This is a genomic window from Hymenobacter cellulosilyticus, assembly GCF_022919215.1.
GTDB classification, from domain to species: domain Bacteria; phylum Bacteroidota; class Bacteroidia; order Cytophagales; family Hymenobacteraceae; genus Hymenobacter; species Hymenobacter cellulosilyticus.
The window spans coordinates 2,018,354-2,044,183 of the sequence record NZ_CP095046.1; the positions used below are offsets into that span (position 1 = coordinate 2,018,354).

17 protein-coding genes and 1 pseudogene are annotated in these 25,830 nt (G+C 58.8%); 14 read left to right on the forward strand and 4 right to left on the reverse strand.

Translation table 11 applies throughout. The annotated features are described in order from the left end of the window. Position 1 precedes the first annotated feature (1 nt). A complete protein-coding gene (locus MUN79_RS09895) occupies positions 2-1,075 on the reverse strand; it encodes a M20 family metallo-hydrolase (RefSeq protein WP_244677508.1) in 1,074 nt (357 codons plus the stop codon). Further along, entirely contained in the window at positions 1,063-1,845 is a 783-nt protein-coding gene (argB, locus tag MUN79_RS09900) for an acetylglutamate kinase (protein ID WP_244677509.1), read from the reverse strand. The genes MUN79_RS09895 and argB overlap by 13 nt, the downstream gene beginning before the upstream one ends. 862 nt (positions 1,846-2,707) lie before the next feature. Here argB and MUN79_RS09905 point away from each other — a divergent pair. The 10 genes and pseudogenes from MUN79_RS09905 (at position 2,708) to MUN79_RS09950 (ending at position 13,345) form a co-directional block, all read left to right on the forward strand. Then, positions 2,708-3,289, forward strand: a complete 582-nt coding sequence (locus MUN79_RS09905; protein ID WP_244677510.1) for a GNAT family N-acetyltransferase — start codon at positions 2,708-2,710, stop codon at positions 3,287-3,289. Beyond that, positions 3,286-4,476, forward strand: coding sequence for an argininosuccinate synthase (argG, locus tag MUN79_RS09910; RefSeq protein WP_244678305.1), 1,191 nt, complete (start codon positions 3,286-3,288; stop codon positions 4,474-4,476). The genes MUN79_RS09905 and argG overlap by 4 nt, the downstream gene beginning before the upstream one ends. Continuing rightward, positions 4,466-5,446 (forward strand): N-acetyl-gamma-glutamyl-phosphate reductase, encoded by a 981-nt coding sequence (gene argC / locus MUN79_RS09915; RefSeq protein WP_244677511.1) that lies wholly within the window; start codon positions 4,466-4,468, stop codon positions 5,444-5,446. Before argG ends, argC begins: the two co-directional genes overlap by 11 nt. Next, positions 5,446-6,608: pseudogene (locus MUN79_RS09920) on the forward strand (aspartate aminotransferase family protein). The gene argC and the pseudogene MUN79_RS09920 overlap by 1 nt, the downstream one beginning before the upstream one ends. 98 nt (positions 6,609-6,706) lie before the next feature. Then, the gene (carA, locus tag MUN79_RS09925; protein ID WP_244677512.1) at positions 6,707-7,783 is read left to right on the forward strand and encodes a glutamine-hydrolyzing carbamoyl-phosphate synthase small subunit; all 1,077 of its coding nucleotides are present in this window, start codon (positions 6,707-6,709) and stop codon (positions 7,781-7,783) included. 86 nt (positions 7,784-7,869) lie between these two features. After that, positions 7,870-8,247: a hypothetical protein gene (locus tag MUN79_RS09930; protein ID WP_244677513.1), complete on the forward strand. Its 378-nt coding sequence runs from the start codon at positions 7,870-7,872 to the stop codon at positions 8,245-8,247. Positions 8,248-8,346: 99 nt separating this feature from the next. Further along, positions 8,347-11,577, forward strand: a complete 3,231-nt coding sequence (carB, locus tag MUN79_RS09935; RefSeq protein WP_244677514.1) for a carbamoyl-phosphate synthase (glutamine-hydrolyzing) large subunit — start codon at positions 8,347-8,349, stop codon at positions 11,575-11,577. Between the two features lie 32 nt (positions 11,578-11,609). Further along, complete coding sequence (locus tag MUN79_RS09940; RefSeq protein ID WP_244677515.1) at positions 11,610-11,939, forward strand: hypothetical protein; 330 nt, start codon at positions 11,610-11,612, stop codon at positions 11,937-11,939. 15 nt (positions 11,940-11,954) lie between these two features. Continuing rightward, the gene (locus MUN79_RS09945) at positions 11,955-12,227 is read left to right on the forward strand and encodes a hypothetical protein (RefSeq protein ID WP_244677516.1); all 273 of its coding nucleotides are present in this window, start codon (positions 11,955-11,957) and stop codon (positions 12,225-12,227) included. A gap of 173 nt (positions 12,228-12,400) precedes the next feature. Next, positions 12,401-13,345 (forward strand): Rossmann-fold NAD(P)-binding domain-containing protein, encoded by a 945-nt coding sequence (locus tag MUN79_RS09950; protein ID WP_244677517.1) that lies wholly within the window; start codon positions 12,401-12,403, stop codon positions 13,343-13,345. A gap of 98 nt (positions 13,346-13,443) precedes the next feature. Here MUN79_RS09950 and MUN79_RS09955 read toward each other — a convergent pair whose 3' ends face one another. Further along, a complete protein-coding gene (locus MUN79_RS09955; RefSeq protein ID WP_244677518.1) occupies positions 13,444-14,727 on the reverse strand; it encodes a glycoside hydrolase family 11 protein in 1,284 nt (427 codons plus the stop codon). Between the two features lie 727 nt (positions 14,728-15,454). Further along, positions 15,455-17,224 carry a T9SS type A sorting domain-containing protein gene (locus tag MUN79_RS09960; RefSeq protein WP_244677519.1) on the reverse strand — a complete coding sequence of 590 codons (1,770 nt, stop codon included), beginning with the start codon at positions 17,222-17,224 and terminating at the stop codon, positions 15,455-15,457. Between the two features lie 361 nt (positions 17,225-17,585). On the opposite strand from MUN79_RS09960, the gene MUN79_RS09965 reads away from it, so the two are divergent. From MUN79_RS09965 to MUN79_RS09980, 4 genes are all read left to right on the forward strand, one after another. Continuing rightward, entirely contained in the window at positions 17,586-20,222 is a 2,637-nt protein-coding gene (locus tag MUN79_RS09965) for a pectinesterase family protein (protein WP_244677520.1), read from the forward strand. An 89-nt stretch (positions 20,223-20,311) separates the two neighbouring features. After that, on the forward strand, positions 20,312-21,946 hold the full coding sequence (locus tag MUN79_RS09970) for a glycoside hydrolase family 43 protein (protein WP_244677521.1): 1,635 nt from the start codon (positions 20,312-20,314) through the stop codon (positions 21,944-21,946). Positions 21,947-22,513: 567 nt separating this feature from the next. Beyond that, complete coding sequence (locus tag MUN79_RS09975) at positions 22,514-24,937, forward strand: SusC/RagA family TonB-linked outer membrane protein (RefSeq protein WP_244677522.1); 2,424 nt, start codon at positions 22,514-22,516, stop codon at positions 24,935-24,937. Continuing rightward, the gene (locus MUN79_RS09980; protein WP_244677523.1) at positions 24,913-25,824 is read left to right on the forward strand and encodes a SusC/RagA family TonB-linked outer membrane protein; all 912 of its coding nucleotides are present in this window, start codon (positions 24,913-24,915) and stop codon (positions 25,822-25,824) included. Before MUN79_RS09975 ends, MUN79_RS09980 begins: the two co-directional genes overlap by 25 nt. The last annotated feature ends 6 nt before the right edge of the window (positions 25,825-25,830 follow it).

Sequence of the window (25,830 nt, forward strand, 5' to 3'; positions counted from 1 at the left end):
CCTACAGCTGCAGGCCTTCTAGCAGCTCGATGTAGGCCTTAATGCCGCCCCTGATTTCATACAGGTAGATGTACTCGTCCGGGGTGTGGGAGCGGGCCGAGTCGCCGGGGCCCATCTTCACCGTGGGAAACGGCATCAGGGCCTGATCCGACATCGTGGCCGACCCGAATGCCTTACGGCCCAGGGCCACGCCCTTGCGCACCAGCGGGTGGTCGGGGTCAATGCGGGACGAATTCAGCCGCACCGAGCGGGGCACTACTTCCGACTGCAAATGCTCCTGCACCGTGGTTACCACTTCCTGGTTGGAGTAAAACTCGTTGGTGCGCACGTCTACCACAAAATGGCAGGTATCGGGCACCACGTTGTGCTGAGTACCGGCCTGAATTTGGGTCACCGTCATCTTCACCGGCCCCAGCAGCTCCGACACTTTCGGAAACTTGTATTGCTGCAGCCACTGGATATCGGCCACGGCTTTGTACAGCGCATTTTCCCCTTCGTTGCGGGCCGCGTGGCCGGTTTGTCCGTGGGCCGTGCAGTCGAGCACCACCAAGCCTTTTTCGGCAATGGCCATTTCCATCTGGGTCGGTTCTCCCACGATTCCGAGGTCAATCTTGCCCAGGTGAGGCAGTAGGCTGCTGATACCGTTGGCACCCGAAACTTCCTCCTCGGCCGTAATGGCGCAAATCAGGTTGAAGGGCAGGTCGGGGCGCTGCTGGAAGTGCAGAAATGTGGCCAGCAGGCTTACCGCGCAGCCGCCCGCGTCGTTGCTACCTAGCCCGATAAGCTTGTCCTCATCCTCAATAACCGCCCCAAACGGGTCGTGGGTCCAGGTTGCGCCGGGCTTCACCGTGTCGTGGTGGGAGTTGAGCAGCACGGTCGGTTTCTGCGAATCGTAATGTTGATTCACGGCCCAGACGTTGTTCATCTCGCGCTGGGCTCGGGCTCCGTGGTACTGCAGAAACTCGAATATCAGCTCAGCCGTGGGTGCTTCTTCCCGCGAAAAAGACGGGGTCTGAATCAGGCGGGCCAGGAGCTGAATGGCGGCCTCGCCCAGCTGGTCAGTTAGCTCCGGCATAGAATGGTTTTTACGGGCTCGTTGATTTTCAGCGCGTTTTCAATGACAACCCGCTCCACGCCGGCTTCCAGCGCGGCAAAGGCATTATCGAGCTTGGGTACCATGCCAGCGGCAATAACGCCCTGGGCTTTGAGTGCCTGGTACTCGTCGGGGGTTATCTGCGGAATCACCGAGTTCTCGTCCTGCACGTCGGCCAGCACCCCGTCTTTCTCGAAGCAGAAGTGCAGCTCCACCTGGTGGAAGGGCGCCAGGGCCCGGGCCAGGGAGCTGGCAATAGTATCGGCGTTGGTGTTGAGCAGCTGGCCCTGGCCATCATGTGTAATGGCGCAGAAAACCGGAGTCAGGCCCGCGCCGAGCAGGCTTTGCAGCAGCTCCGTATTGATGCTCTGCTCGTCCAGGTCGCCCACAAAGCCGTAGTCGATTTCCCGGACCGGCCGCTTGCTGGCCCGGATTACGTTGCCGTCGGCCCCACTCAAGCCCAGGGCGTTGACCCCATAGGCCTGAAGCCCGGCCACGACCTGCTTATTCGTTTTACCGGCGTAAAACATGGTCACGATGTCCAGCGTGGCCGCATCGGTGATGCGGCGGCCCTGCACCATCTTAGGCTCGATGCCCAGCTCCTGCAGCATCTGGCTGGCACCCTTGCCGCCGCCGTGCACCAACATTATTTTATTGTCAAGTTTAGCCAGCTCGCCCAAGAACTGCTGGAGCTGCCCGGGGTCGTCGATAATGCCGCCGCCAATCTTGAAAATCTTCAGAACCTCTTGCATGCAGATAGGTTGGGCCGCTTCCAAAAGCGGCCAGTGAACAAATCGGGTGGGAGAGGACCGCTTCAGGGGCAAAGGTAGAACCTGCAGCCGGGTAATGCACGGTTTCTTGTTTGATGAAACCCGTGCTATTGCTTTTAAACCCGCTTTTCCTGGCCGAATAAGCCGGAAAGCCCGAAAAATAGACCGTGGTTTTTTGAAACGTTTTTGCTACGTTTGTGTTTAAAGCGGCAGAAACCAATTCCGCTTTCTACCCAGCCATGTCACGACGACCGTCATTCGCCCTCCTGCCTGTCCCTCAGTGGCCGGCACGACCGTATCGGGCCGAGTCGTCGCGACGACCGTCACCCACGATTTGATCCGCTCCGGGCCCTGCCCGCGAAGCTCGTGGTGAACGTAAGGACGATTCCTGCGTATGTCACTTTTCTGAGGCGCACTTGGCTAACCCCAAGTGTAATGAAGTAGTCTGACCGGCCGCTTCGTGGGCCCCGGAGCCGCATGACCAAGGCAATACCGCCTTACTTTTTTGCAGAAGCTTGCAATCTGACATCTGGGTTTTATGTTTGCAAAAAATTTCAGAGGTGGCTTTGTCCGACGATGCCACCCGTAAACAGGGTTTCTAACGACTAATCGACCGAGCGAGTGTAGGACGCAGTATAGGTACTGATGGCAAGCCTTCTTTTAGGCTTACTAATGCGGCAAGACAAACAGCCGCCTTCCCTAGTCGATTACTCATTCTGGCACTTTTCCCTGATACCGGCTTCGTGCTCGGTTGCCGCACAACGGTCTAGTTGTGCCTGCTTTTCTCCCTTTTCGTCTTTCCGAGTCCGTTGCCTGAGAGCAGGCAGCTAACCGAGCTTTGACCATGGTATTACGAGTCGCCTATGCTGCCGATGCGCAGTATGTGGAAACCCTTTGTCAATGGTATGAGGAATCTGCCAGAACGCGCGGCGTGGGTATCGCCAAGCGTGACCCTAACTATCTGAAAAAGAAGATGGAGCGGGGCGACGCCATTATTGCCTTCGTCGACAATGAGTTGGCTGGTTTCTGCTATATCGAAACCTTCGAGGACAACAAGTTTGTCGTCAACTCCGGCCTGATCGTCAACACCGAGCTGCGCAAGGAAGGCCTGGGCCGCGCCATCAAGCACCGCGTGTTTGAGTTGTCGCGCACCAAGTACCCGCAAGCCAAAATCTTCGGCATCACCACCAGCGGGCCGGTGATGAAAATTAACACAGAGCTGGGTTACCGCCCCGTCACGTTCACCGAGCTTACCCAGAGCGACGACTTCTGGAAAGGCTGCGCCGGCTGCAAGAACTACCCGATTCTGCAGGAAAACCAGCGCAAAATGTGCCTGTGCACCGGTATGGTCTACGACAAGCTCGAGGACCAGTACGGCAAGGTTGCCCAGGAGACTATTGAGATTCTAACACCCCAAGGCCAATAATGAAAAAGGTAGTTTTAGCGTACAGCGGCGGCTTGGATACGTCCTACTGCGTTGTATACCTGACCCGCGAACTGGGTCTGGAAGTTCACACGGTTATTGTCAACTCCGGCGGCTTCTCGGAAGAGGAGCTGGCCGCCATCGAGAAGCGGGCCTACGAGCTGGGTTCGACCAAGCACGAGGTCATCGACGTAACCCAACGATTCTACCAGGACTGTTTGCGCTACCTCATCTTTGGCAACATCCTCAAGAACGACACTTACCCGCTGAGCGTCAGCGCGGAGCGTATGTTCCAGAGCTTGGCGCTGGCTGAGTACGCCCGTGAGCATAAAGCCGACTACATTGCCCACGGTAGTACCGGGGCCGGCAACGACCAGGTGCGTTTCGACGTGGCTTTCTCAGTGATTGCGCCCAACACGGAAATCATCACGCCCATCCGCGACCTGAAACTGTCGCGCCAAGCCGAAATCGACTTTCTGAACCAGCACGGCTTTGAGATGAGCTGGGAAAAAGCCAAATACTCAATCAACAAGGGTATCTGGGGCACCAGCGTGGGCGGCGTCGAAACGCTGACCTCTAACCAGGCTTTGCCCGAGTCGGCTTACCCCACGCAAATCAGCGTTACGGAGCCTACCAGCATCGAAATCACCTTCGAGAAAGGGGAGCCGGTGGCCCTGAATGGAGAAACCATGAACCCCGTGGCCCTGATTCAGGCCCTGAACGAGCTAGCCGGTACCTACGCCATTGGCCGCGACACCCACGTGGGCGACACGATTCTAGGCATCAAGGGCCGCGTGGGCTTCGAAGCGCCCGCCCCGCTGATTCTGCTTAAGGCCCACCACCTGCTGGAAAAGCACACCAGCTCGCGCTGGCAGCTGCTACACAAGGACTACGTGGCCAACTGGTACGGCACACTGCTGCACGAGGCTCAGTACCTCGACCCGGTGATGCGCGACTTCGAAGCCCTGCTTACCTCGTCGCAGGAGCGGGTGTCGGGCAAAGTGTTCGTGACCCTGAAGCCCTACCAGTTTGAGCTGCAGGGCATCGAGTCGAAGTACGATATGATGCGCTCCAAAGTGGCGACCTACGGCGAGGAAAACGACGCCTGGGACGGCCGCGATGCCAAGGGCTTTATCAAGATTTTCAGCAACCAGCTGCGCATTCACTCCTCTTTCAACGATGAAAATTAAGGCGGGCATTGTGGGCGGGGCCGGCTACACGGCCGGGGAGCTCATCCGCATTCTGCTCCACCACGAGTTTGTGGAGCTAAGCGGCATCGTCAGCTCGTCCAACGCGGGCAACCCCGTGTACCAAGTGCACGACGACTTGGTAGGCGACACCGACCTGATATTTGCTTCGGAGCTGGCCGGCGACGAAGATGTCGTGTTCCTGTGCCTGGGCCACGGCAACTCGAAAGCCTGGCTGGAGAAAAACCCGCTGCCCGACACGACCCACGTCATCGACCTGAGCAACGACTTCCGCTTGGAGGCCGACGCCGAGTTTGCCGACCGGGAGTTTGTGTACGGCTTGCCCGAGTTCAACAAAGGCCGCATTCAGCAGGCCCAGAGCATTGCCAACCCTGGCTGTTTTGCCACCGCCATTCAGCTGGCTTTGCTGCCCCTGGCGCAAGCGGGCAAACTGATGGAGGACGTGCACGTGTCGGCCATAACGGGCTCTACGGGCGCGGGGCAGAGCTTATCGGAGACGGTGCATTTCTCGTGGCGCACGAATAACGTGTCCATCTACAAGCCCTTCACCCACCAGCATCTGGGCGAAATAGGGGAGAGCTTGGCCCAGCTGCAAAGCCAGCCCGGCGGAGAAATCTACTTCGTACCCTACCGCGGCAACTTCGCCCGAGGTATCTTTGCCAGCGTTTACACACCTTCAGACCTGAGCCAAGACGAGGCTCGGGCGCTGTATAAGAAGTTCTACGCTGACGCACCCTTTACTACAGTTTCGGACAAGGAAGTACATTTGAAGCAGGTGGTCAACACCAACAAGTGCCTGCTGCACGTGCAGAAGCTTGGCAAGCAGCTGCTCATCACCTCGGTTATCGACAACCTGGTGAAGGGCGCTTCGGGTCAGGCTGTCCAGAACATGAATCTGCTTTTTGGCCTGCCGGAAACGACGGGGCTCAACCTCAAATCGGTGCTTTTCTAATGGAGCTTTTCAATGTTTACCCGCTCGTCAACATCACGCCGGTGAAGGCGCTAGGAGCGAAACTCTGGGACGACAAGGGCCAGGAATACCTGGATTTCTACGGCGGCCACGCCGTTATTTCCATCGGCCACAGCCACCCGCACTACGTGCAGCGCCTCACCGAGCAGCTGCAGAACATCGGCTTCTATTCCAACTCGGTGCAGATTCCGATTCAGCAGCAGCTGGCCCAGAAGCTCGGGCAGGTGTCGGGCTACGAAAGTTACTCGCTGTTCTTGTGCAACTCCGGCGCCGAAGCCAACGAAAACGCCTTGAAGCTGGCTTCCTTCCATACTGGTAAAAGCCGCGTTATTGCCTTCAAAGGCGCTTTCCACGGCCGCACCTCGGGCGCGGTAGCTGCTACCGACAACCCCAAAATCGTCGCGCCCTTCAACGCTGGTCACGCCATTGCCTTCGTGGACTACGACCTGGCCGCCGTGGAAAAGCAGCTGCAAGGTGGTGACGTCTGTGCGGCCATCATTGAGCCCATCCAGGGCGTGGGCGGCATCGTCATGCCTTCCGACGAATTCCTGCAAGGCCTGGCCGCGCTCTGCAAGCAGTACGGCGCCCTGCTCATTGCCGACGAGGTACAAAGCGGCTACGGCCGCAGCGGCAAGTTCTTTGCCCACCAGCACGCCGGTATTCAGCCCGACGTTATTTCGGTAGCCAAGGGCATGGGCAACGGCTTCCCCATCGGTGGCATCCTGATTTCGCCCGAGCTCAAGGCTTCCTACGGCTTGCTGGGTACCACGTTTGGCGGCAACCACCTGGCTTGCGCCGCGGCCCTGGCCGTGCTGGAAGTTATTGAGGAGGAAAACCTGCTGCACCACGCCGCCGAGCTGGGCGCTTATCTGCGCCAAGAGCTGGAAGCCAATGCCGGGGCCGAGGAAATCCGCGGGCGGGGCTGATGGTCGGCATCAAGTACGATTTCGCCATCAAAGACGTGCGCGACAAGCTGCTCTCCGACTTCCACATCTTCGTGGGGAATGCCTCCGACCCGACGGTGCTTCGTTTACTCCCGCCACTTAATATAACCAAGGCCGAAGTTGACCGATTCCTACAGGCGCTATATGCGCTAACAGCGAAATCGGTCAACGTCATTCAGCAGGCCTCCGCGCTGGATTAAAAACGAAATCCCCTCCTTGCTTGATGCGCAGCATCATCTAAGGAGGGGATTTTACTACCAGCATAGCCTAAGTCACTCACTAGAATTTCCATCAATAGATGAAGCAAGTAAAGCTGGTGCTGGAAGACGGCACCGAAATCCAGGGCGAATCCTTCGGCGCGTTTACGTCCACTGCCGGGGAGGTAGTGTTTAGCACGGCCATGACCGGCTACCCCGAAAACCTCACCGACCCATCCTTCGCCGGCCAGATTCTGGTTTTGACCTACCCGATGGTGGGCAACTACGGCGTGCCCGGCGAAGAGCTGTACGAGTCGATTTCCAAGATTTTCGAGTCGGACAAGATTCACATTGCCGGTTTGGTGGTGAATTACTACTCCGAGGAGCACAGCCACTGGAACGCGGCCAAAAGCCTCGGCGACTGGCTTAAGGAGTACAACATCCCCGGCATCTTCGGCGTGGATACCCGCATGCTGACCAAAATCCTGCGGGAGAAAGGCGCCATGCTGGGCAAAATCGTGGCCGAGGAAGACGTGGAGCTGCACGATCCCAACCAGGACAACCTGGTGGCCCAGGTGAGCCCCACCGAGGTGAAGCGCTACGGCACGGGCCAGCACAAAATCGTGCTCGTCGACTGCGGCACCAAGACCAACATCATCCGCTGCTTCCTGGAGCGCGACGTGGAGCTCATCCGCGTGCCCTGGGACTACGACTTCACCACCCTCGACTACGACGGCCTGTTCCTGAGCAACGGCCCCGGCGACCCGAAAATGTGCGAGCCGACCATTCAGCACTTACAAACGGCGCTGGGGCAGGACAAGCCCATCTTCGGCATCTGCCTGGGCTCCCAGCTCATGGGCCTGGCCGCAGGCGGCGACACGTTCAAGCTCAAGTACGGCCACCGCAGCCACAACCAGCCCGTGCTGCTCACCGGCACCAAGCGCAGCTACATCACCAGCCAGAACCACGGCTTCGCCGTGGATACCGCCACGCTGCCCGCCGACTGGACTATGCTGTTCGAAAACCTGAACGACGGCACCTGCGAAGGCATCAAGCACAAAACCAAGCCTTTCTTCTCCACCCAGTTCCACCCCGAAGCCGCTGGCGGCCCCGAGGATACGGAGTACCTGTTCGACGACTTCCTGCAAGCCGTAGCGGACTATAAAGCGGCTAAGTAGAACGACTAGAAAAGAACGTCATGCTGAGCTTACCGAAGCATCTCTCGCGCCTCGTCAAAAGAGTTTAGTCTGTTTATCTCATTGCAATGAACAAGACTACTGCAATTTGGGCGCCCGCATGGTATGAGCTTGATCAATCCCTAGCTGTTGGTGCGACATCCGTTTTTGCTATGGTGAAATCATCTTCCTCAATGCGTTTTGCGACTGGATTAGATGCGGCAAAAGATAACGAGCTAAGGCAAGTGGAAGCTAAAATACTTTCAATTTACAACGAGCAACTTGGTAAGATCATCCGAATAGATACCGAGGGCCTCTGTTACAAATTCTTTGTTGGTGCTGATACTTTCTTTCAGATAGAAGCAGAAGAAAACCCAGGAAGAATTGAGAATAATGCGATGCTCGGATCCTATTTAACCGACACTAATTTTCTCGTAGAAATCGAGTTGAGTCCAATGAAGCGGTGAAGATGCTTCAGCTTCGCTCAGCACAACATTCTAACTAACAACGAAACCCGACAGCCTTTTAACACGACCTACTCCACGGTCTGTTACCCAACCCTTAGAATGAACAAACCACAGAAAGTTCTCGTCCTCGGTTCTGGCGCTTTGAAAATCGGCGAGGCCGGTGAGTTCGACTACTCCGGCTCCCAGGCCCTGAAGGCCCTGAAAGAGGAAGGCATCCGCACCATCCTCATCAACCCCAACATTGCCACCGTGCAGACGTCGGACAACATTGCCGACGACGTGTATTTCCTGCCCGTGACGCCCTACTTCGTGGAGGAAGTCATCAAGAAGGAAAAGCCCGACGGTATTCTGGTGGCCTTTGGCGGCCAAACGGCCCTGAACTGCGCCGTGGCGTTGTTCCGCGGGGGCGTGTTTGAGAAGTACAACGTGAAAGTGCTGGGCACGCCCGTGCAAAGCATCATCGACACCGAGGACCGGGACATTTTCAAGGACAAGCTCGACCAGATTGGCGTGTTTACGGCCCGCAGCGTGGCCGTCACGACGATGGAAGATGCCCTGGCGGCCGGCGAGAAAATCGGCTTCCCGATTATCGTACGGGCGGCCTTTGCCCTGGGCGGCCTGGGCAGCGGCTTTGCCAACAACATGGACGAGCTGCGGGCCCTGGCCCAGAAATCCTTCACGACTTCCGACCAGATCTTGGTGGAAGAATCGCTGAAAGGGTGGAAGGAAGTGGAGTACGAAGTGGTGCGCGACCAGTATGACAACTGCATCACGGTCTGCAACATGGAGAACTTCGACCCCATCGGTATTCACACCGGGGAAAGCATCGTGGTGGCTCCGTCGCAGACCTTGAGTAACCGCGAGTACCACAAGCTGCGCAGCATCGGCATCAAGACCATCCGCCACCTGGGCATCGTGGGCGAGTGCAACATTCAGTACGCTCTCGACCCCGTGTCGGAAGACTACCGCGTGATTGAGGTGAATGCCCGCTTGTCGCGCTCCTCGGCCCTGGCTTCCAAGGCGACGGGCTACCCGCTGGCATTTGTGGCGGCCAAGCTGAGTTTGGGTTACTCGCTGTCGGAGCTGAAAAACAGCGTAACCCAGACGACCTCGGCCTTTTTCGAGCCGGCCCTGGACTACGTGGTAGTAAAGCTGCCGCGCTGGGATTTGGGCAAGTTCGAAGGTGTGAACCGCCAGATCGGCTCGGCCATGAAAAGCGTGGGCGAGGTGATGGCCATTGGCAAGTCGTTCGAGGAAGCCATTCAGAAAGGCCTGCGCATGCTGGATACCGGCAAGCGCGGCTTCGTGGCCAACAAGCCCGAGCAGGTTGATACGGCTACCATCGATAAGCTGCTGAGTGAGCCGAACGAGGAACGCATCTTCGCCATCAACCTGGCCTTTGAGGCCGGCTACACCCTCGACCAGGTGCACGATCTGACCAAGATTGACCACTGGTTTTTGCAGCGCCTGATGACGATTTTCCAGCTGGGTAACCAACTGGCCGAAGGTCGCGCCACTGGCCTCGACGGGCTGGAAACCCAGCTGCTGCGCGAGGCCAAGAAAGCCGGTTTCTCCGACCAGCAGATTGCCGTGAAGCTGCTCGGCGAAGGCGACGTAAAGGCCGACGAGCTGCTGGTTCGGGCCCGCCGCAAAGCTTTGGGCGTGCTGCCGGTCATCAAGCAGATTGACACGCTGGCGGCGGAATTCCCAGCCAAAACCAACTACCTCTACAGCACCTACCACGGCACCGAAAACGACTTGGCCCAGGAAACCAGCAAGTCCATCGTGGTGCTGGGCTCGGGCGTGTACCGCATCGGTAGCTCGGTGGAGTTTGACTGGTGCGGCGTGAATGCCGTGCAGACGGCCTCTGCCGAAGGCTACAAAACCATCATCATCAACTACAACCCCGAAACCGTATCGACCGACTACGACGTGTCGGACCGGCTGTACTTTGAAGAGCTGAGCTTCGAGCGGGTGATGGATATTCTGGACTTCGAGCAGCCCCAGGGCGTGATTCTGAGCACCGGTGGCCAGATTCCCAACAACCTGGCCACCCGCCTGGAAGACGCCAAGGCACCGATTCTGGGCACCACGGCGGCCATGATTGACCAGGCCGAAAACCGTCACAAGTTCTCCAGCATCATGGACGAGCTGGGCATTGCCCAGCCCCGCTGGAAAGAGCTGACCTCGCTGGAAGCCATGCACCAGTTCGTGCAGGAAGTGGGCTTCCCGGTGCTCATCCGGCCTTCCTACGTCTTGTCGGGTGCCGCAATGAACGTCGTGTCGAATCCCTACGAGCTGGAAGCCTTCCTGCAAACGGCCGTGGAAGTCAGCGCGGAGTATCCGGTGGTGGTGTCCGAGTTTATCCAGGATGCCAAGGAAATTGAGCTGGACGCGGTGGCCGACAAGGGCGAAATCGTGAGCTACGCCATTTCCGAGCACGTGGAGTTTGCCGGCGTACACTCCGGCGACGCAACCATGTACTACCCGCCCCAGAAGGTGTACGTGCGCACGATCCGCCGGCTCAAAATCATTGCCGAGAAGATTGCCAAGCGCTACGAAATCAGCGGGCCGTTCAACATCCAGTTCCTGGAAAAAGCCGGCCAAATCCGCGTGATTGAGTGCAACATCCGCGCCTCGCGCAGCTACCCCTTCGTGTCGAAAGTATCGGGCAACAACCTGATTAAAAAGGCTACGCAGGTGCTGCTGGGCAAGAAGGTGGAGCGCGACGAGAGTGAGCGGGTCTACGATTTGCCCTTCGTGGGCGTGAAGGCCCCGCAGTTCTCCTTCACTCGCCTGCCCGGCGCCGACCCGGTAATGCGCGTCGATATGGTGAGCACCGGCGAAGTAGGCTGCCTCGGCGACACGGCCGAGGAGGCGCTGCTGAAGTCGATGCTGAGCGTGGGCTACAAGATTCCGGCGAAAACGGTGCTGATTTCCGGCGGCCCCATCAAGTCGAAAGTGGCCTTGCTCTCGGCTGTGGAACTGCTCGTGAAACGCGGCTACCAGATTTACGCCACGCAGGGCACGCACCGGTTCTTCGCCGAAAACGGCGTCCCGAGCAGCCTGCTGTACTGGCCCGACGAAATGCAGGAGCCTAACGTGCTGACCTACCTCAAGGAGAAGAAGATTGACCTAGTCATCAACATCCCCAAGAACCTCTCGAAGGGTGAGCTGGATAACGACTACAAAATCCGCCGCACCGCCGTGGACTTCGGAGTTGGCCTGCTGACCAACGCCCGCTTGGCCAAGGCGTTTATCCAGGCCTTCTGCACCCTGGGGATGAAGGACCTGAAGATCAAGAGCTGGAACGAGTATAAGGCGATGTAGCGCAAAGCTCCGGCTTCGCTTATCGTTGCAAAATGGATGCAAGGAACATCTACATATCAAGCCAACATCGATTAACCGGGCTGACCTGGTCCGAGTTGATTTATGTTGGCTTGAAGCATGAACAGGCCGATGAGCATAAGGCTGATAAAGTCGCCGGGTATGCTCATGCCTTGTTTGATGAGCGAGAAGTGTACGTCGTAATCGGACGACATCACTCCCACTTGTCAGACTTGGATGAAGCGCTGGAAAACGTCAGCACCCTTTTGCAAACGACCGATGTGCTCATTTGTAATCAGTCGTTTTCAAAGGCCATGCAGTTCTACAAAATTGGCGTCGTGTGCTACGGTGAGAAGAGGCTGTAACCATCGTCAACTGATATGCGTCACGAGGACTTGCCGGAACGCTGGAAGACTAAGCTGCAAGAGTATTTGAAAGCCAGAGGAAGCACTGAGTCGGACCGGCTCGGTGCTTCCGATTTTCCACTGAACCGCATCGTGCGTATTCAGTTTGAGGACGGCTCTCACGTTGAATTCCGTCATGCTTTCGTCATTGAGGCGCCGGAGCTTCGGGAAGTAGCTGTTTTTACCGAGCACTGCGGCTACCATCTGTTTCCGCTGTATGAGGAGTTAGATTTATCCGTATCAAACTAACCCTGTCATCCTGAGCCCAGCGAAGGACCTTATGGGATAAGCACGACTCGCGTCAGCATAGTAAGGTCCTTCGCAAGCTCAGGATGACAAATAAGGCGGCAGAGATGCTTCAACTTCGCGGACGTCAAATGAAGCATGACGTTCTAATACATTCCTTCGACACACCACCCCAAATGAAAAATTTCACCTCCTTCGCCGACGTCGACGATTACCGGGTTCTGCTCAACAAAGCCCTGGAAATAAAGGCTGACCCGTTTGGCTATCAGCACGTGGGCCGCAACAAAACCGTCGGCTTAATTTTCTTCAACCCCAGTTTGCGCACCCGTCTGAGCTCGATCAAAGCGGCTTATAACCTCGGGGCCCAAGCCTGGGTACTCAACGCCGGGGCCGATTCCTGGACCCTGGAAATGGCCGACGGCGCGGTGATGAACGGCGGTACCCAGGAGCACATCAAGGAAGCCATTGCCGTGATGAGCCAGTACTGCGACGTGCTGGGCGTACGCACTTTTCCCACGCTCAAGGACCGCGACGAGGACTACCAAGAGGTCGTGTTCCGTAAGATCATGCAGTACGCTACGGTGCCGGTTATCAGTCTGGAAAGTGCCACGCTGCACCCGCTGCAGTCGTTTGCCGACCTGATTACGGTGGCCGAAACCAAGCAGAAGGAGCGGGTAAAAGTGGTGCTGACCTGGGCCCCGCACGTGCGCGCCCTGCCCCAGTGCGTACCCAACTCGTTCTGCGACTGGTTTTCGGAAATCGACTGGATTGACTTCGTTATTACTCACCCCAAAGGCTACGAGCTGGACCCCAAGTTCACCAAAGGCGCCCGTATCGAGTACGACCAGCGCAAGGCCCTGGAAGGCGCCGACTACGTGCAGGCCAAAAACTGGAGTAGCTATAAGGACTATGGCCAGGTAATCAGCAACGACCCCAGCTGGATGCTTACGCCCGAGCATATGGCCGGCACCAACGACGCGAAGTTTCTGCACTGCCTACCCGTGCGTCGCAACGTGGAAGTATCGGACGCCATTCTGGACTCGCCCAACTCTCTGGTGATTCAGGAAGCCGGCAACCGGGTGTTTTCCATGCAAACCGTACTGCACGAGCTACTAAGCTAGCCAGCTGGGCTTAACGCTACAAAAAACTCCCGTTGCGGCTCCAGGCAGAGCGGCAACGGGAGTTTTGCTAACGGGCTACTGGAGTTACTGCAGCAAACTTATTCTACAGCCAGTTGCGTCACTACGGATTCGGCGGGGCTGGTTACCTGCAGGTAGTACAGGCCGGGTTTGGCGTCGAGCTGCACGGGAACAGCGGCGGGCCCGGTGGCATCGAACTGCTGCACGATGCTGCCCTTGCTGCTGCGGATAGTGACCTGCGCCGGCCCGGCGGGCACTTGCACCATGAAGCGGCCGGTAGAACTGGGATTGGGAAAAACCTGGGCTTTGCTGACTACTCCGCGGGGCGCGGGTACTTCAGCTGCCACAGTTTTAGTTTCCAGGGCGGCCCGGCCGCCGGTACTGCTCGTGGTGCCAAAGCCGATGTAGCCGTTGCAGTTCAGCCATTCGCTGTTGGCCCCGCCGCAAGCGCCGTTGAGGTACACGCCCGTGTTGGTGCTCTGATTCTCGGCCTGCCGGGTCGAGCCATTCACGGTGATGTAATCTACCTGCACGTCCCGGTTGGTGGCGTCGTTGGTGTACTCCACGTTGATGCCGCCAGTGTTGCTGGTCGCGACGGAGTAGTTCTGCAAGTCGGTGCCCAGCGTCCAGGCACCGACTTGCACGCCACCGACGGTGAGACGCAGGTTTTCGGTGCCGTTGGTGCCCCGGGCCCGCACCACGATGTTGTTGGAACCTCCGCCGCCGGTAGGTGGGGGAGTGGTGCCGCTGCTGGTGCCCATGCTCATGCTCGTTACGTTGGCCGTACCGCTGCTCTGGTAGCCTTCTACCGTAAGCGAAACTTCGTACATGCTGCCCACCGTCCAGCCCCGGCTCTGCCAGGCGTTGAAGTGGTTGGCCACCGTGATGGTGCCGCTCGTGCGTTTCGCGGTGCGCACGCTCCAGTACTGGTAAAAAGTGGCCGTGCCCTGAATAGAAGGCTGGTTGACGCGCTGGGTGCGGTACAAGTCGTAGGTGCCGCCGTCGGAAGTAACGGTGCCGACGGAAGTGCCTCCCGGCGGCCGCCAGCTGCCCCAGCTATCCACGATGTAGTACTCGACCATGGGACTGGTAAACCACCCGTAGACGCACAGGTAGGAATTGCCGTTGGGACTGTAAGTAGCGGCGTAGGTTACGGTCTGGTTTTTGGCCCCAGGGCGCAGGCCTTTGCGGGCCAGCAGGTTGCCGATATTGCTCCAGGTGACGCTAAAGGCGCCGCCCGAGCCCAGCGTCATGCTGCCGGTGCCGCTGTCCTTCCAGTACTCGTAGGTGTAGCCGCCCTGGTTACCAATCTGGTTGGCGGTTATTGTTTGGGCTATAGTTTGTTGCGCGCCGAGGAGCAACAAGACGGCGAGAAGCGCACAGGACATAGCCGTGCGGCCCGCCATAAGCGGAGGATAGTTTTTAAGCATTGAATGGGAATTTTGGTTGTAGGTAAAGGGGCGGCGGAATTCCGCTGTAACAATAGGCACTGAGGCCGGCTAAATGCAATAGATGTATCGACATATCAAGATGATTGTCAGCGGAATACTACCGGCTTCGTTTGCACAACCGTTTGGATAGCTGCCGCCCGAGGCAAATGCCCGAAAGTTGTACTCCCCTGGCCGGGCGGCACATGGGTCTCAGTTGGTAACGTGTCGGCATTCCCGGCAGGTAAGCTGCCGTATAGCGCCCAGCTTGCCCAGTTCCCGGTCGTTTATAAGGGCTGCATCCGTGTTTTCTCCCTGCCAAGCGCCGGGGCGAGTGGGTGGGCAAGGCCCTAGGTTCCTCGGCTGCGTTGTCCTACTCTAACCAGGACCTGAGCACGGCAATGAGAGCTGCGCCCATAAGATTCCTGTCGTAGCCTCCGGGACAAGTGCGTTGCCTATGCTAAAGAAGGCAGGATGTGCAGGGAAGCTTGTTGTTTATTCGTCTGCTTGTTAAAAATAAACAACCAATCGGTTTTCTAAGCTTGTTGTTTATTATTCAGTTATTAAAAATAAACAACAAGCTTGTTCCCAAACCCGCCCGGGCCTAGACGCGAAAAAGCCCGCTAAAATTGCTTCAGCGGGCTTTTTTGAAAAAAAGGAAAGCTTACTGCTTTACAAACTTGGTCGTGAGCTGTGTTTTGGCATCCTGGTAGCGCACCAGGTAGATGCCGCCCGCCAGCTTACCGGCTTCCACAGCCGTATTGGTGGTGCCGGGCGCGGCAGAAAGCTGGGCCACTTGCCGACCTTCCACGCTGAACACGGTAACAGTGGCACCTTTGCCCGCTACGGGGTGGGTTACGGTCAGCTGCTCGGAGGCGGGGTTAGGATACACGCCCAGGCTTACTTTCGTGCTTTTCTCCTCGCTTGTCGTGTTCATTACCACGGCGGCAATGCCATTGAGGTAATTTTCCAGCATGGTGTAGCCGTTGGCCCCACGCAGGCTGCGGTCGGCGGCATTGTTTGGGTTCAGGCCGTTGGCCAGCTCAAAGGCGTCGGTCATGCCGTCGTGGTCGGTGTCGGCGGGGGCGGGGCCGCAGGTCAGCGTGGGCCAGGCGCCTTGCGACACGCTGTAAGGTGTGCCGTGAATGTAGCCGCCCTGCACGTCGATGAGGCGGCCCTTGCGCTCCTGCACGTTGCGGATGATGCGCTGGTCGAGCGTGTCGCGGGCGGGCAGCACGGCGCCTACGTTCTGCAGCACCGCATTGTAGGCATCAATGGCGCTCTGGGTTGGCATGGGCAGAATGTCGAAGGGCGTCGTTACTTTGGACTGGGCCGTATCGGTGCGGGCCCCGCCGGCCATTACCACACCCAGCCAGTTGCGGTTCGTGACGGCCGGGTAGCCATCTACGTAATTGCCGGCCATGTATACCTTGGGGTAGGGGAGTACCGGCGCGCTGGTTTGCTTGCTCGGGTTCATAATCATGGACCGCACGGGCACGCCCGACGAGTTGCCGGTCGAAGTGCTGGGCCCGTACCTGTAGTAGTTGTTGACGACGTTGTAGTTGCCGCCCTCGCCGCCGTTGGTGCTGTAAGAAGCCCAGTTGTAGATGACGTTGTTGCGGAAGTCGGCGTTTTCCTGGCCCGCGGTGTAGGGCGGCAGGTTGCGGCTGCCCTCGAAGCGCGGGTTGCGGCCCCGGCAGTGGGCAAACAGGTTGTGGTGAAAAGAGGCGTGGCGCCCGCCCCAGATACCGCCGTAGCCGTGGCGCTCGAAGTCGGTGTCCCCGGCTTCGAAGTGGTAGGAGTAGTCGAGCGGCTCGCTCATCAGGTTCCACTGCAGCGTGGTGCTGTCGCCGCGGTACACGCTCAGGGCCTCATCAGTGCTCCAACTCATGGTGCAGTGGTCGATGATGATGTTTTTGCGGCCCGTACCGCCAAAAGCATCGTCGGCGCCGGCACCATCCACCATGCCCTTGTTTTGGAACCGGTCGCCGAGGCGGAAGCGCACAAAGCGCACGATGACGTTGTCGGCCCCAATGGTCACGGGGTAGTCGGCCAGGCAGATGCCCTCACCGGGCGCGGTTTGGCCCGCCACGGTGGTGTTGGCCTTATTGAAGCTCAGCGCCGAATTGAGGTGAATAGTGCCGCACACCCGAAACACGATGGTGCGGTGGGCCGCGGCCTGACTGATGGCCCAGCGCAGCGTACCCTGCGTGTTGGTATCGGCCAGGGAAGTTACCTCAAACACGGTGGTCGGCACCGTGGCCGTGCCCCGTCCGCCTTTGGTGTATTTGCCTGCTCCCTCGGCGCCGGGAAAAGAAATCAGCTGGGCCTGGGCCAGGGAGGCCGAGGCCGTAAGTGCCAAAGCTAGCGGCAAGCCGAGCGGCCAGGAACCGAGGCGTTTCTTACCCTGAGCAGGAGTAGAAGTAAAAAGCATAGAGCAGCTGGAAAATGAACAGAAAAGAAGAACGCGCGGGAAACTGAATTGCAGGATTCCGGGAATCTGAAGCTGATATTACTCAATCGGCGGCTGCCGAATCGGGAAGCGGCGGACTTTATTCGTGCAAACGTTACCGGGAACGTTGCCAACGGCCGAGTCTGCGGCCCTGTCTGGTAGGTGGGTACTCACTCGGATACGACGCTTGGTTCGGGAAAAGGAGCCGCTCTTCCGACCTGGTGCCGGGTTCCGGCAACGTTCCCGACAACGTTTGCGCAAATAAAGCCTGGGCCCGAACCTGCTAGTGCTCTGCAATAGCCTTACTATTAAGTTCTAGTTGTTCCCACCAAACCCTTTTCCAATGCATTCAACCCGTACGCACTCCGGCGCGGCACCCGTCTTCCGCTACTGGCTGACGCTGTGCTTTTTGCTGGCCGGCCTTGTTCTGAGCAGTTCCGCCCAGGCCCAAACCTACGACGCGGTAGTCGCCTGGGATGGTACCGGCACGTTCCGCACGGTGCAGGCCGCCATTGATGCCGCGCCCACGGCCCGCACCACGGCCTACACCATCTACATCAAAAACGGCAAGTACAAGGAGAAAATCAACGTTCCCAGCAACAAGCCGTTTCTGCAGCTTATCGGGCAGAGCGTGGCCAACACCATCCTGACCTACGACGACTTTTCGGGCAAGCCCAACCCGGCCGGCGGCACGTTTGGTACTTCCAACTCGGCTTCGGTGACGGTGAATGCCGCCGACTTCTCGGCCCTGAACATCACCTTCGAAAACACCACCGGCGACGCGCCCCAGGCGTTGGCTATCAACGTCAATGCCGACCGCGCCGTGTTCAAGAACTGCCGCTTTCTAGGCGGGCAGGATACGGTGCTGGCTAACGGCAACGGCCTGCGCCAGTACTTCCGCGACTGTTACATCGACGGCACCGTGGACTTTATCTTCGGTAGCTCCCGGGCCGTGTTTGAGCGGTGCATCGTGTATGCCAAAACCCGGCAGGACGGCCTGAGCGGCAGCTACATCACCGCCGCCAACACCCAGCCCGGTCAGGCTTTCGGCTACGTGTTTCGCAGCTGCACGATTCCAGCCAACCGCGGCACGACCAGCTACGTGCTGGGCCGCCCCTGGCAGAACTCGACCGGCAGCTCGCCGCTGGCCGAAAACAAAGTGGTGTGGCTGAAAACCACCATGGCTACCGGCATCATCAAGCCCGAGGGTTGGCAGGTGTGGGACGCGGGCACCAACACCGCCCTGATTACCTACGCCGAGTACAGCAGCCGCAAGTTCGACGGCCGCCCCATCAACGTGAGCCAGCGCGTGAGCTGGTCGAAGCAGCTGACCTCGGCCGACACGGCCCAGTACACGGTAGCCAACCTGTTTGGTACCTGGAACCCCTGCGCCGTTGCGCCCAGCGTGTGCACCGCCTTCACCCCCGACATTGCCGTAACCAACCTGCGCGGCACCAAAGGAGCTACCACGGCCACCTTCACCTGGAACCTGGCCTGGGCCGTGAATCAGGCTAAGTTTGAGGTGTTCCGCGCCACCACGCGCAAGGGCACGTACGCCAAAATCGGTACGGACATCGTGGTGCCGAACGACACGACCTACAACTTCCAGACTTCCGACGCGCTGCCCGCCGCCGGTGCGGCCTACTTCTACTACATCCGTGCTTCGAAAGCTGGTCTGGCCACGCAAATCACCGACACGGTGGAAGTTTCGCGCGTGCCCACCATCACTACCACCGGCAGCCTGGGTACGTTTGCCCAGTATGCCTCGGGTCCTTCGGCCGTGCGCACCTACCAGCTGTCGGCCGTCAACCTGACCAGCAACCTGACCGTGACGCCCCCGGCCGGCTACGAAGTGTCGCCCAACAACGGCGTCAACTGGTTTACTGCCACCACGCCTTTGGTACTGGTGCCTACCAACAACGCCCTTCCTAACACGGCCATCAGCGTGCGGCTCAATGCTACCACGACTGGCTCGTACGCCGGCAACATCGTGCACAGCAGCCCGGGTGCCGGTTCCGTATCGGTAGCAGTGAGCGGCAACAAAGTGAATACCAACGCGCCGGTGTCGGAGCGCCTGCAGATGTGGTCCATGCGGGTAAGCGCCCAGGACAGCGCTAATGTCCGGTCGCCGTGGGTGGCCGCCAGCACGCCTACGCTGCGCAATCTGTACGTTTCCAACGGCACCACGGTAGCCGGCATCCCGGCTTACTCGGCGCGCTACGGTCAGGCCTTTGGCGCCACGGCAAATGGCGACGGTTCGTGGGGCACGGGTGTCGGTGGCCCGGGCGGCAACCTGAACCGCCGCTTCTACGAGCAGTTCACTATCAAGGCTGAGGGTGTCGCCGTCCGCGTCGACTCTCTGCTGCTGTGGTCAGCTTTCTACAACACGAACAGCAACACCAAGCTGGCCGTGGTCTTCTCCAAAACGGGCTTCACTACCGCCGACTCCACCGACGTATCGGGCGGCATGGGTCCGGCCGGCGCGCTGAACAGCACCGCCAACGGCGGGTTTGCTACGCCCATCGTGCTGAACAACCAGAACACGGGCCCCAACCAGAACTACCGTTTGGCCCTGGCCGGTGCCAGCGGCGTGCGCCTGGAAAACGGCCAGACGCTGACTATTCGGATGTACTGGAGCTGCGGCAGCGGCAGCGCGGGCCGCTACGGCCTGCTGCGCGACGTGCAGGTGAAAGGGGAGCCCCTCATCATTACGGGTACTCACGCGGCCGCGGCCTTGGCGGCTGGCCTGACGGCCTACCCCAACCCGGCCCAGCAGGAACTAACCCTGACCCACCCCAAAGCCGGAGCCGATGCCCAGGTTACCGTCTACTCGTTTGATGGTCGCAAGGTGGCCACGTTCAGCCCCAAGCCCGGGGTCGAGCAGACGCCCCTGAAGCTGGATGGCCTGGCCAAAGGCACTTACCTGCTGCGCTTTAGCAGTGGCACTCAGAGCCTGACTACCAAGTTTGTTCGAAACTAACCCTTCTGAAAAACGGCCCCGGAAGCAACTCCGGGGCCGTTTTGCGTTTTAATAGAACCTGTTTCCTTTCCGTTGAAAACCAGTTTTGAATGGTAAAATCCACCCGAATCCTGCTGCTGGCTGCTGTGGCCGTCCTGTCCTTTCTACCCCGTTTTGCGGCGGCCCAACAAGCTTCCTTATCCAAGGTGTGGGTGCCCGACCTGGGCAACGGTACCTACAAAAACCCGGTGCTCTACGCCGACTACTCCGACCCCGATGTAGTGCGTGTGGGCGACGATTATTACCTCACCTCGTCTAGCTTCAACGCCGCGCCGGGCTTGCAGATTCTGCATTCCAAGGACCTAGTCAACTGGACGATAATCGGGGCGGTATTCACCCAGCAGCCGCCCCAGGCTCGCTACGACCTGCCCCAGCACGGTAACGGGGTGTGGGCCCCCGCCATCCGCTACCACAAAAAGGAGTTCTATATCTACTACCCCGACCCGGACCTGGGCGTTTTCGTGACCAAGGCCAAAAATCCGGCCGGACCATGGTCGGCGCCGGTGTGCGTGAAGGCCGCCAAGGGGTGGATTGACCCCTGCCCACTGTGGGACGAAGACGGTAAAGCCTACCTCGTGCACGGTTTTGCCGGCAGCCGGGCGGGCTTTAAGAGCGTGCTAGCCGTAAGCCGCATGAACCCCGATGGTCTGAGCCTGCTCGGCGACGATGTGCTGGTGTTTGATGGCCACGAAAACCACCCGACCATCGAAGGACCCAAGTTCTACAAGCGCCAGGGCTACTACTACATTATGGCTCCGGGTGGGGGAGTGCCCACCGGTTGGCAGGTGGTGATGCGCTCAAAAAACGTGTTCGGGCCCTACGAAGACCGGATTGTAATGGACCAGGGCAAAAGCACGACCAACGGTCCGCACCAGGGCGCCTGGATTGACACGCCCTCGGGCGAAGACTGGTTTATGCACTTCCAGGACCAGGGCCCCTACGGCCGTGTGGTGCACCTGCAGCCCATGGTCTGGAAAAACGGCTGGCCCGTTATCGGTACCGATACCGACGGCGACGGCAAGGGTGAGCCGGTACTTACCTTCCGCAAGCCCGCCAGCAAGGGCAAAGTGGCCATGGCTACCCCGGCTACTTCCGATGAGTTTGATGGCAACCAGCTAGGCCTGCAGTGGCAGTGGCACGCTAACCCGCAGGTGGGCTGGGCCTTCCCGACCGGAGCCGGCTTCCTGCGCCTGTACTCGGTGCCCGTGCCCGAGGGCTTCAAGAACTTCTGGCAGGTGCCCAACCTGCTGCTGCAAAAGCTGCCGGCCGAGGTGTTTACCGTCACGACCAAGCTGAGCTTTACGCCGCGCTTTGAAGGCGAGAAAACCGGCCTGATTATGATGGGCATGGACTACGCCTACCTCTCGGTGACCAACCAGGGCGGCAAGCTGCAACTCAGCCAGACCACCTGCCAGAACGCCGACAAGGGCAGTGCCGAAACCACCGGCGCACCCGTAGCCGAAGTGCCGGCCAAGCAGCCCGTGTACCTGCGTGTGGCCGTGACGCCGGGCGCCAAGTGCCAGTTCAGCTACAGCCTCGATGGGCAGACGTTTCAGCCCGTAGGCAGCTCCTTTCAGGCCCGGGAGGGCAAGTGGATTGGCGCCAAAGTAGGCCTGTTCTGCACCCGGGCCGGCAAAACCAACGACGCCGGTGCTGCCGATGTGGATTGGTTCCGGATAGAATAGTTGACCCAAACGAGAATTTGAAAAGCCTTCTGCGCCAGTGGAAGGCTTTTTTCGTGTCCGGCTGGTCCGCGCCAAGTAGTAGAGAAATTTTGTTTCTGCGGGAACCCGGTACTACTGCAATTGCATTTGCAGAAGCCCAGGCTAAACCCACAGCAGTCGAAGCCGGATAGAAAGTGAGTGATTACTCATAAGTGCGGAATAATTCAATTTTTGTCTATGTTTCGTAAAACGTACGCCGGGAGCTTAATTCTCTTTAAATATAATTATAAACATAATATTATTGGACTAAATAAATACAAAAGCTATGGCGGCAACGTTGCCGGGAACGTTTGCGCAAATAAAAACCCCCGCTGTGTTCCCATTTGCGAGGGGTTAGTGTAAACTTATAGAACCATTCAATCGGTCAACAATACAAAATCGACTCATTGAACTGATAGGAGTACAAAAAGCATTTTGACCGTTCTGCGCCGGCTACAACTTTCCAGGGGTAGGTTCTTACACACCCGCCGTCAGTTGGCCTGAAACGGTTTCCCAATTGTCATTTTCAAATTCCCACACCTACTTCAAATGAGAAAGCACCTACTGTTCCTCTGGCTGCTGCTGAGCGTCGCGCTGAATGCAGTTGCCCAGCAGCGCAGCATTCAGGGGGTCGTTCGATCCACTGAGAAAGACGAACCCTTGCCCGGGGTGACGGTGGTCGTGAAGGGTACCACCAACGGCGCCTCCACGGATATGGACGGCAAGTTCTCCATTAGCCTGCCCGCTTCCACCCAGGACGTAGTGCTGCGCCTGAGCTACATTGGCTTCGTGTCGAAAGACGTGCCGGTGGGCAGCAGCAACAACGTGACGGTGCAGCTCAGCCCCGACACCAAGGTGATGGAAGACGTGGTTGTAATCGGCTACGCTGCCGTAAACCGCCGCGACGTAACCGGCTCGGTATCGTCGGTAAGCGCCCAGCAGATCAAGGACGTGCCGGTAAACTCCGCCGCCGAAGCCCTTTCGGGCCGTTTGGCTGGTGTGCAGGTTACGGCTTCGGAAGGCCAGCCCGGCTCGGATGTGCGCATCCGGGTGCGCGGTGGCGGCTCGATTACCCAGGACAACTCGCCGCTGTACGTAGTAGACGGCGTGCAGCTGGAAAATGCCCTGTCGGTGATTTCGCCCCAGGATATCCAGTCGGTTGACGTCCTGAAGGACGCCGCCGCTACCGCTATTTATGGTGCCCGGGGCGCCAACGGTGTGGTTATCATCACGACTAAAGGAGGTCGCGAAGGCAAAACCACGGTGGCCTACACGGGCTTCGCCGGTTTCCGCCGCATTACCAAGACCCTGGACGTGCTGCAGCCCGCCGACTACATCGACTACGCCTACGAGAAGTCGCGCATTTCGGGCGCCGACCAGATCCGCAGCTTCCGTAACCGCTTCGGCAGCTCTACCTTCCGCGACACCCGCGACTACTCGGGCACTGCTGGCTACGATACGCTGGGCGTGCTGCGCAACTCGGAGTTCATCAACTGGCAGGACCGGGTATTCGGCCGCGACGCTTTCCAGCAAACCCACAACCTGTCGGTATCCGGCGGGGCCAAGGGCACGACCTACTCCCTGAGCGTGACCCGCAACGACGAGGACGGCATTCAGCTCAACTCGGGCTTCACCCGCAACCTGGTTAACTTCCGCTTCGACCACAAAGCCAACGACAAGTTCCGCGTAGGCTTCAGCACCCGCCTCACCGACCAGGCCGTAACCGGCGCCGGCACCTCGGCCGCCGGCACGGGCTCGACCACCAACTCCCGCCTGCGCAACACACTGGTGTACCAGCCGCTGGTAATTCCCGGCCAGGTGCCCGAGGGAGTGAGCATCGATGAAAACCCCGACACGGAAGACTTCTTCAACGCTTCAGGCTCCTTGTCGAACCCTGTGCTGACTATTAACAACGAGTACCGCCGGGATCTGCGCCGCGTGTTCAACTTCAGCGGCAACGCGTCTTACAACATCCTGAAGAACCTGACCCTGCGCTCGGTGCTGGGCTTTGATAACACCTACAACCGGGGGGAGCTGTTCTACGGCCAGTACTCGCCCAACACCCGCAACTTCGCCAGCCTGCCCTACGTGCAGATCGGTACGGGCCAGAACATTACCATCAACCAGTCGAACACGCTGGCCTACAACTTCAAGAAGGACCTGCATTCGTTCGACTTTCTGATTGGTGAGGAAATCTACACCCGGAAGAACACCTTCCTGAACGTAACCAGCTACTACCTGCCCAAGGCCATTACGGCCCAGCGCGCCCTGGACAACATTACCCAGCGCGACCCCAGCGCCCCGAGCACGCCCCAACCGGCTCCTACTACCGGCATCAACGAAAACTCCCGCCTGCTCTCCGGCTTTGGTCGTTTCAACTACACCTATAATGAGCGTTACCTGCTGACGGCCACCTTCCGCGCCGACGGCTCGTCGAAGTTCAAGAGCCCAAACAAAGTGGGTTACTTCCCCGCCGTGTCGCTGGCCTGGCGCATTTCTCAGGAAGACTTTATGCAGCCCTACGCCGCCACGGTTTCCGACCTGAAGCTGCGTTTGAGCTACGGTTTGACGGGTAATAATCGCATCAACGACTTCCTCTACGACCCGCTGTTCTCGACGGGCAACAACGGCAACAACTACGCTATCAACGACCAGATTGTGCCCGGTGCCGCCGCTATCTCGCTGGCTAACCCCAACCTGAAGTGGGAAACCACTGCTTCGACCAACGTGGGTATCGACCTGAGCCTGTTCAACAACCGGGTGCAGTTCACGGCCGACGCGTATTACAACAAAACCAGCGACCTGCTGCTCAACCTGGCTATTCCGGCTACCACCGGCTACATCTCCCAGCTGATCAACGTGGGTTCGACTTCGAATCGCGGTGTGGAACTGCAGCTGAGCGGCACCCCCTGCAAACCCCGGATTTCACCTGGACGGCCAACGCCAACGTGTCGTTTAACCGCAACCGCGTAGAAAGCATCGGGGGCGGCGAGGCACTGCCGCTGCAGTACTCGGGCTGGGCCAGCACGGCCATTGCCGCCGACTACTTTGTAGGCGTCGGTCAGCCCGTAGGTTTGATGTACGGCTACGTGACCGACTTTGAAAGCGGCAACGGCAAAGGCTTCTACGACGCCGACGACTTCTCGGGCTACGTGAACGGCCAGTGGGTGCTTAAGCAGGGCGTGGTTTCGGACCGCGGCATCACCGGCTTCTCGGCCGCTGGCCAGCAGGTAACACCCGGCACCATCCGCCTGAAAGACATCAACAACGACGGTGTGGTAGATGCCAACGACCGTCAGGTTATCGGCAACGCCAACCCCAAGTTTACCGGTGGTCTGAATCAGCAGTTCAACTACAAGAGCTTTGACGCCAGCATCTTCCTGAACTTTGTGTACGGCAACGATGTGTACAATGCCAACAAGATTGAGCTGACTTCTTACCTGCCCAACTCCCAGCTTAGCAACGGCTTGGGTATCATGAAGGACCGCTACCGCCAGATCGACGAAAACGGCGTGCTGATTACCGACCTCGAAACCACCCGCCGCGTAAACCAGAACGCCAGCATCTGGTCGCCAACGCGCACGCTGTTCCCCCACTCGTGGGCCATCGAGGACGGCTCGTTCCTGCGCATCAACAACCTGACCGTGGGCTACACCCTGCCTAAGTCCATCAGCGGCTACGCCAAGCTGAGTCAGGCCCGCTTCTACGTGACGGTGAACAACCTCTACACCTTCACCAAATACACGGGCTACGACCCCGAGGTGAACACCCGCCGCTCGTCCCCGCTGACGCCCGGGGTAGACTACGCCGCCTACCCGCGTAGCCGCGCCTTCCTGGCTGGCCTCAACCTTACTTTCTAATACCTG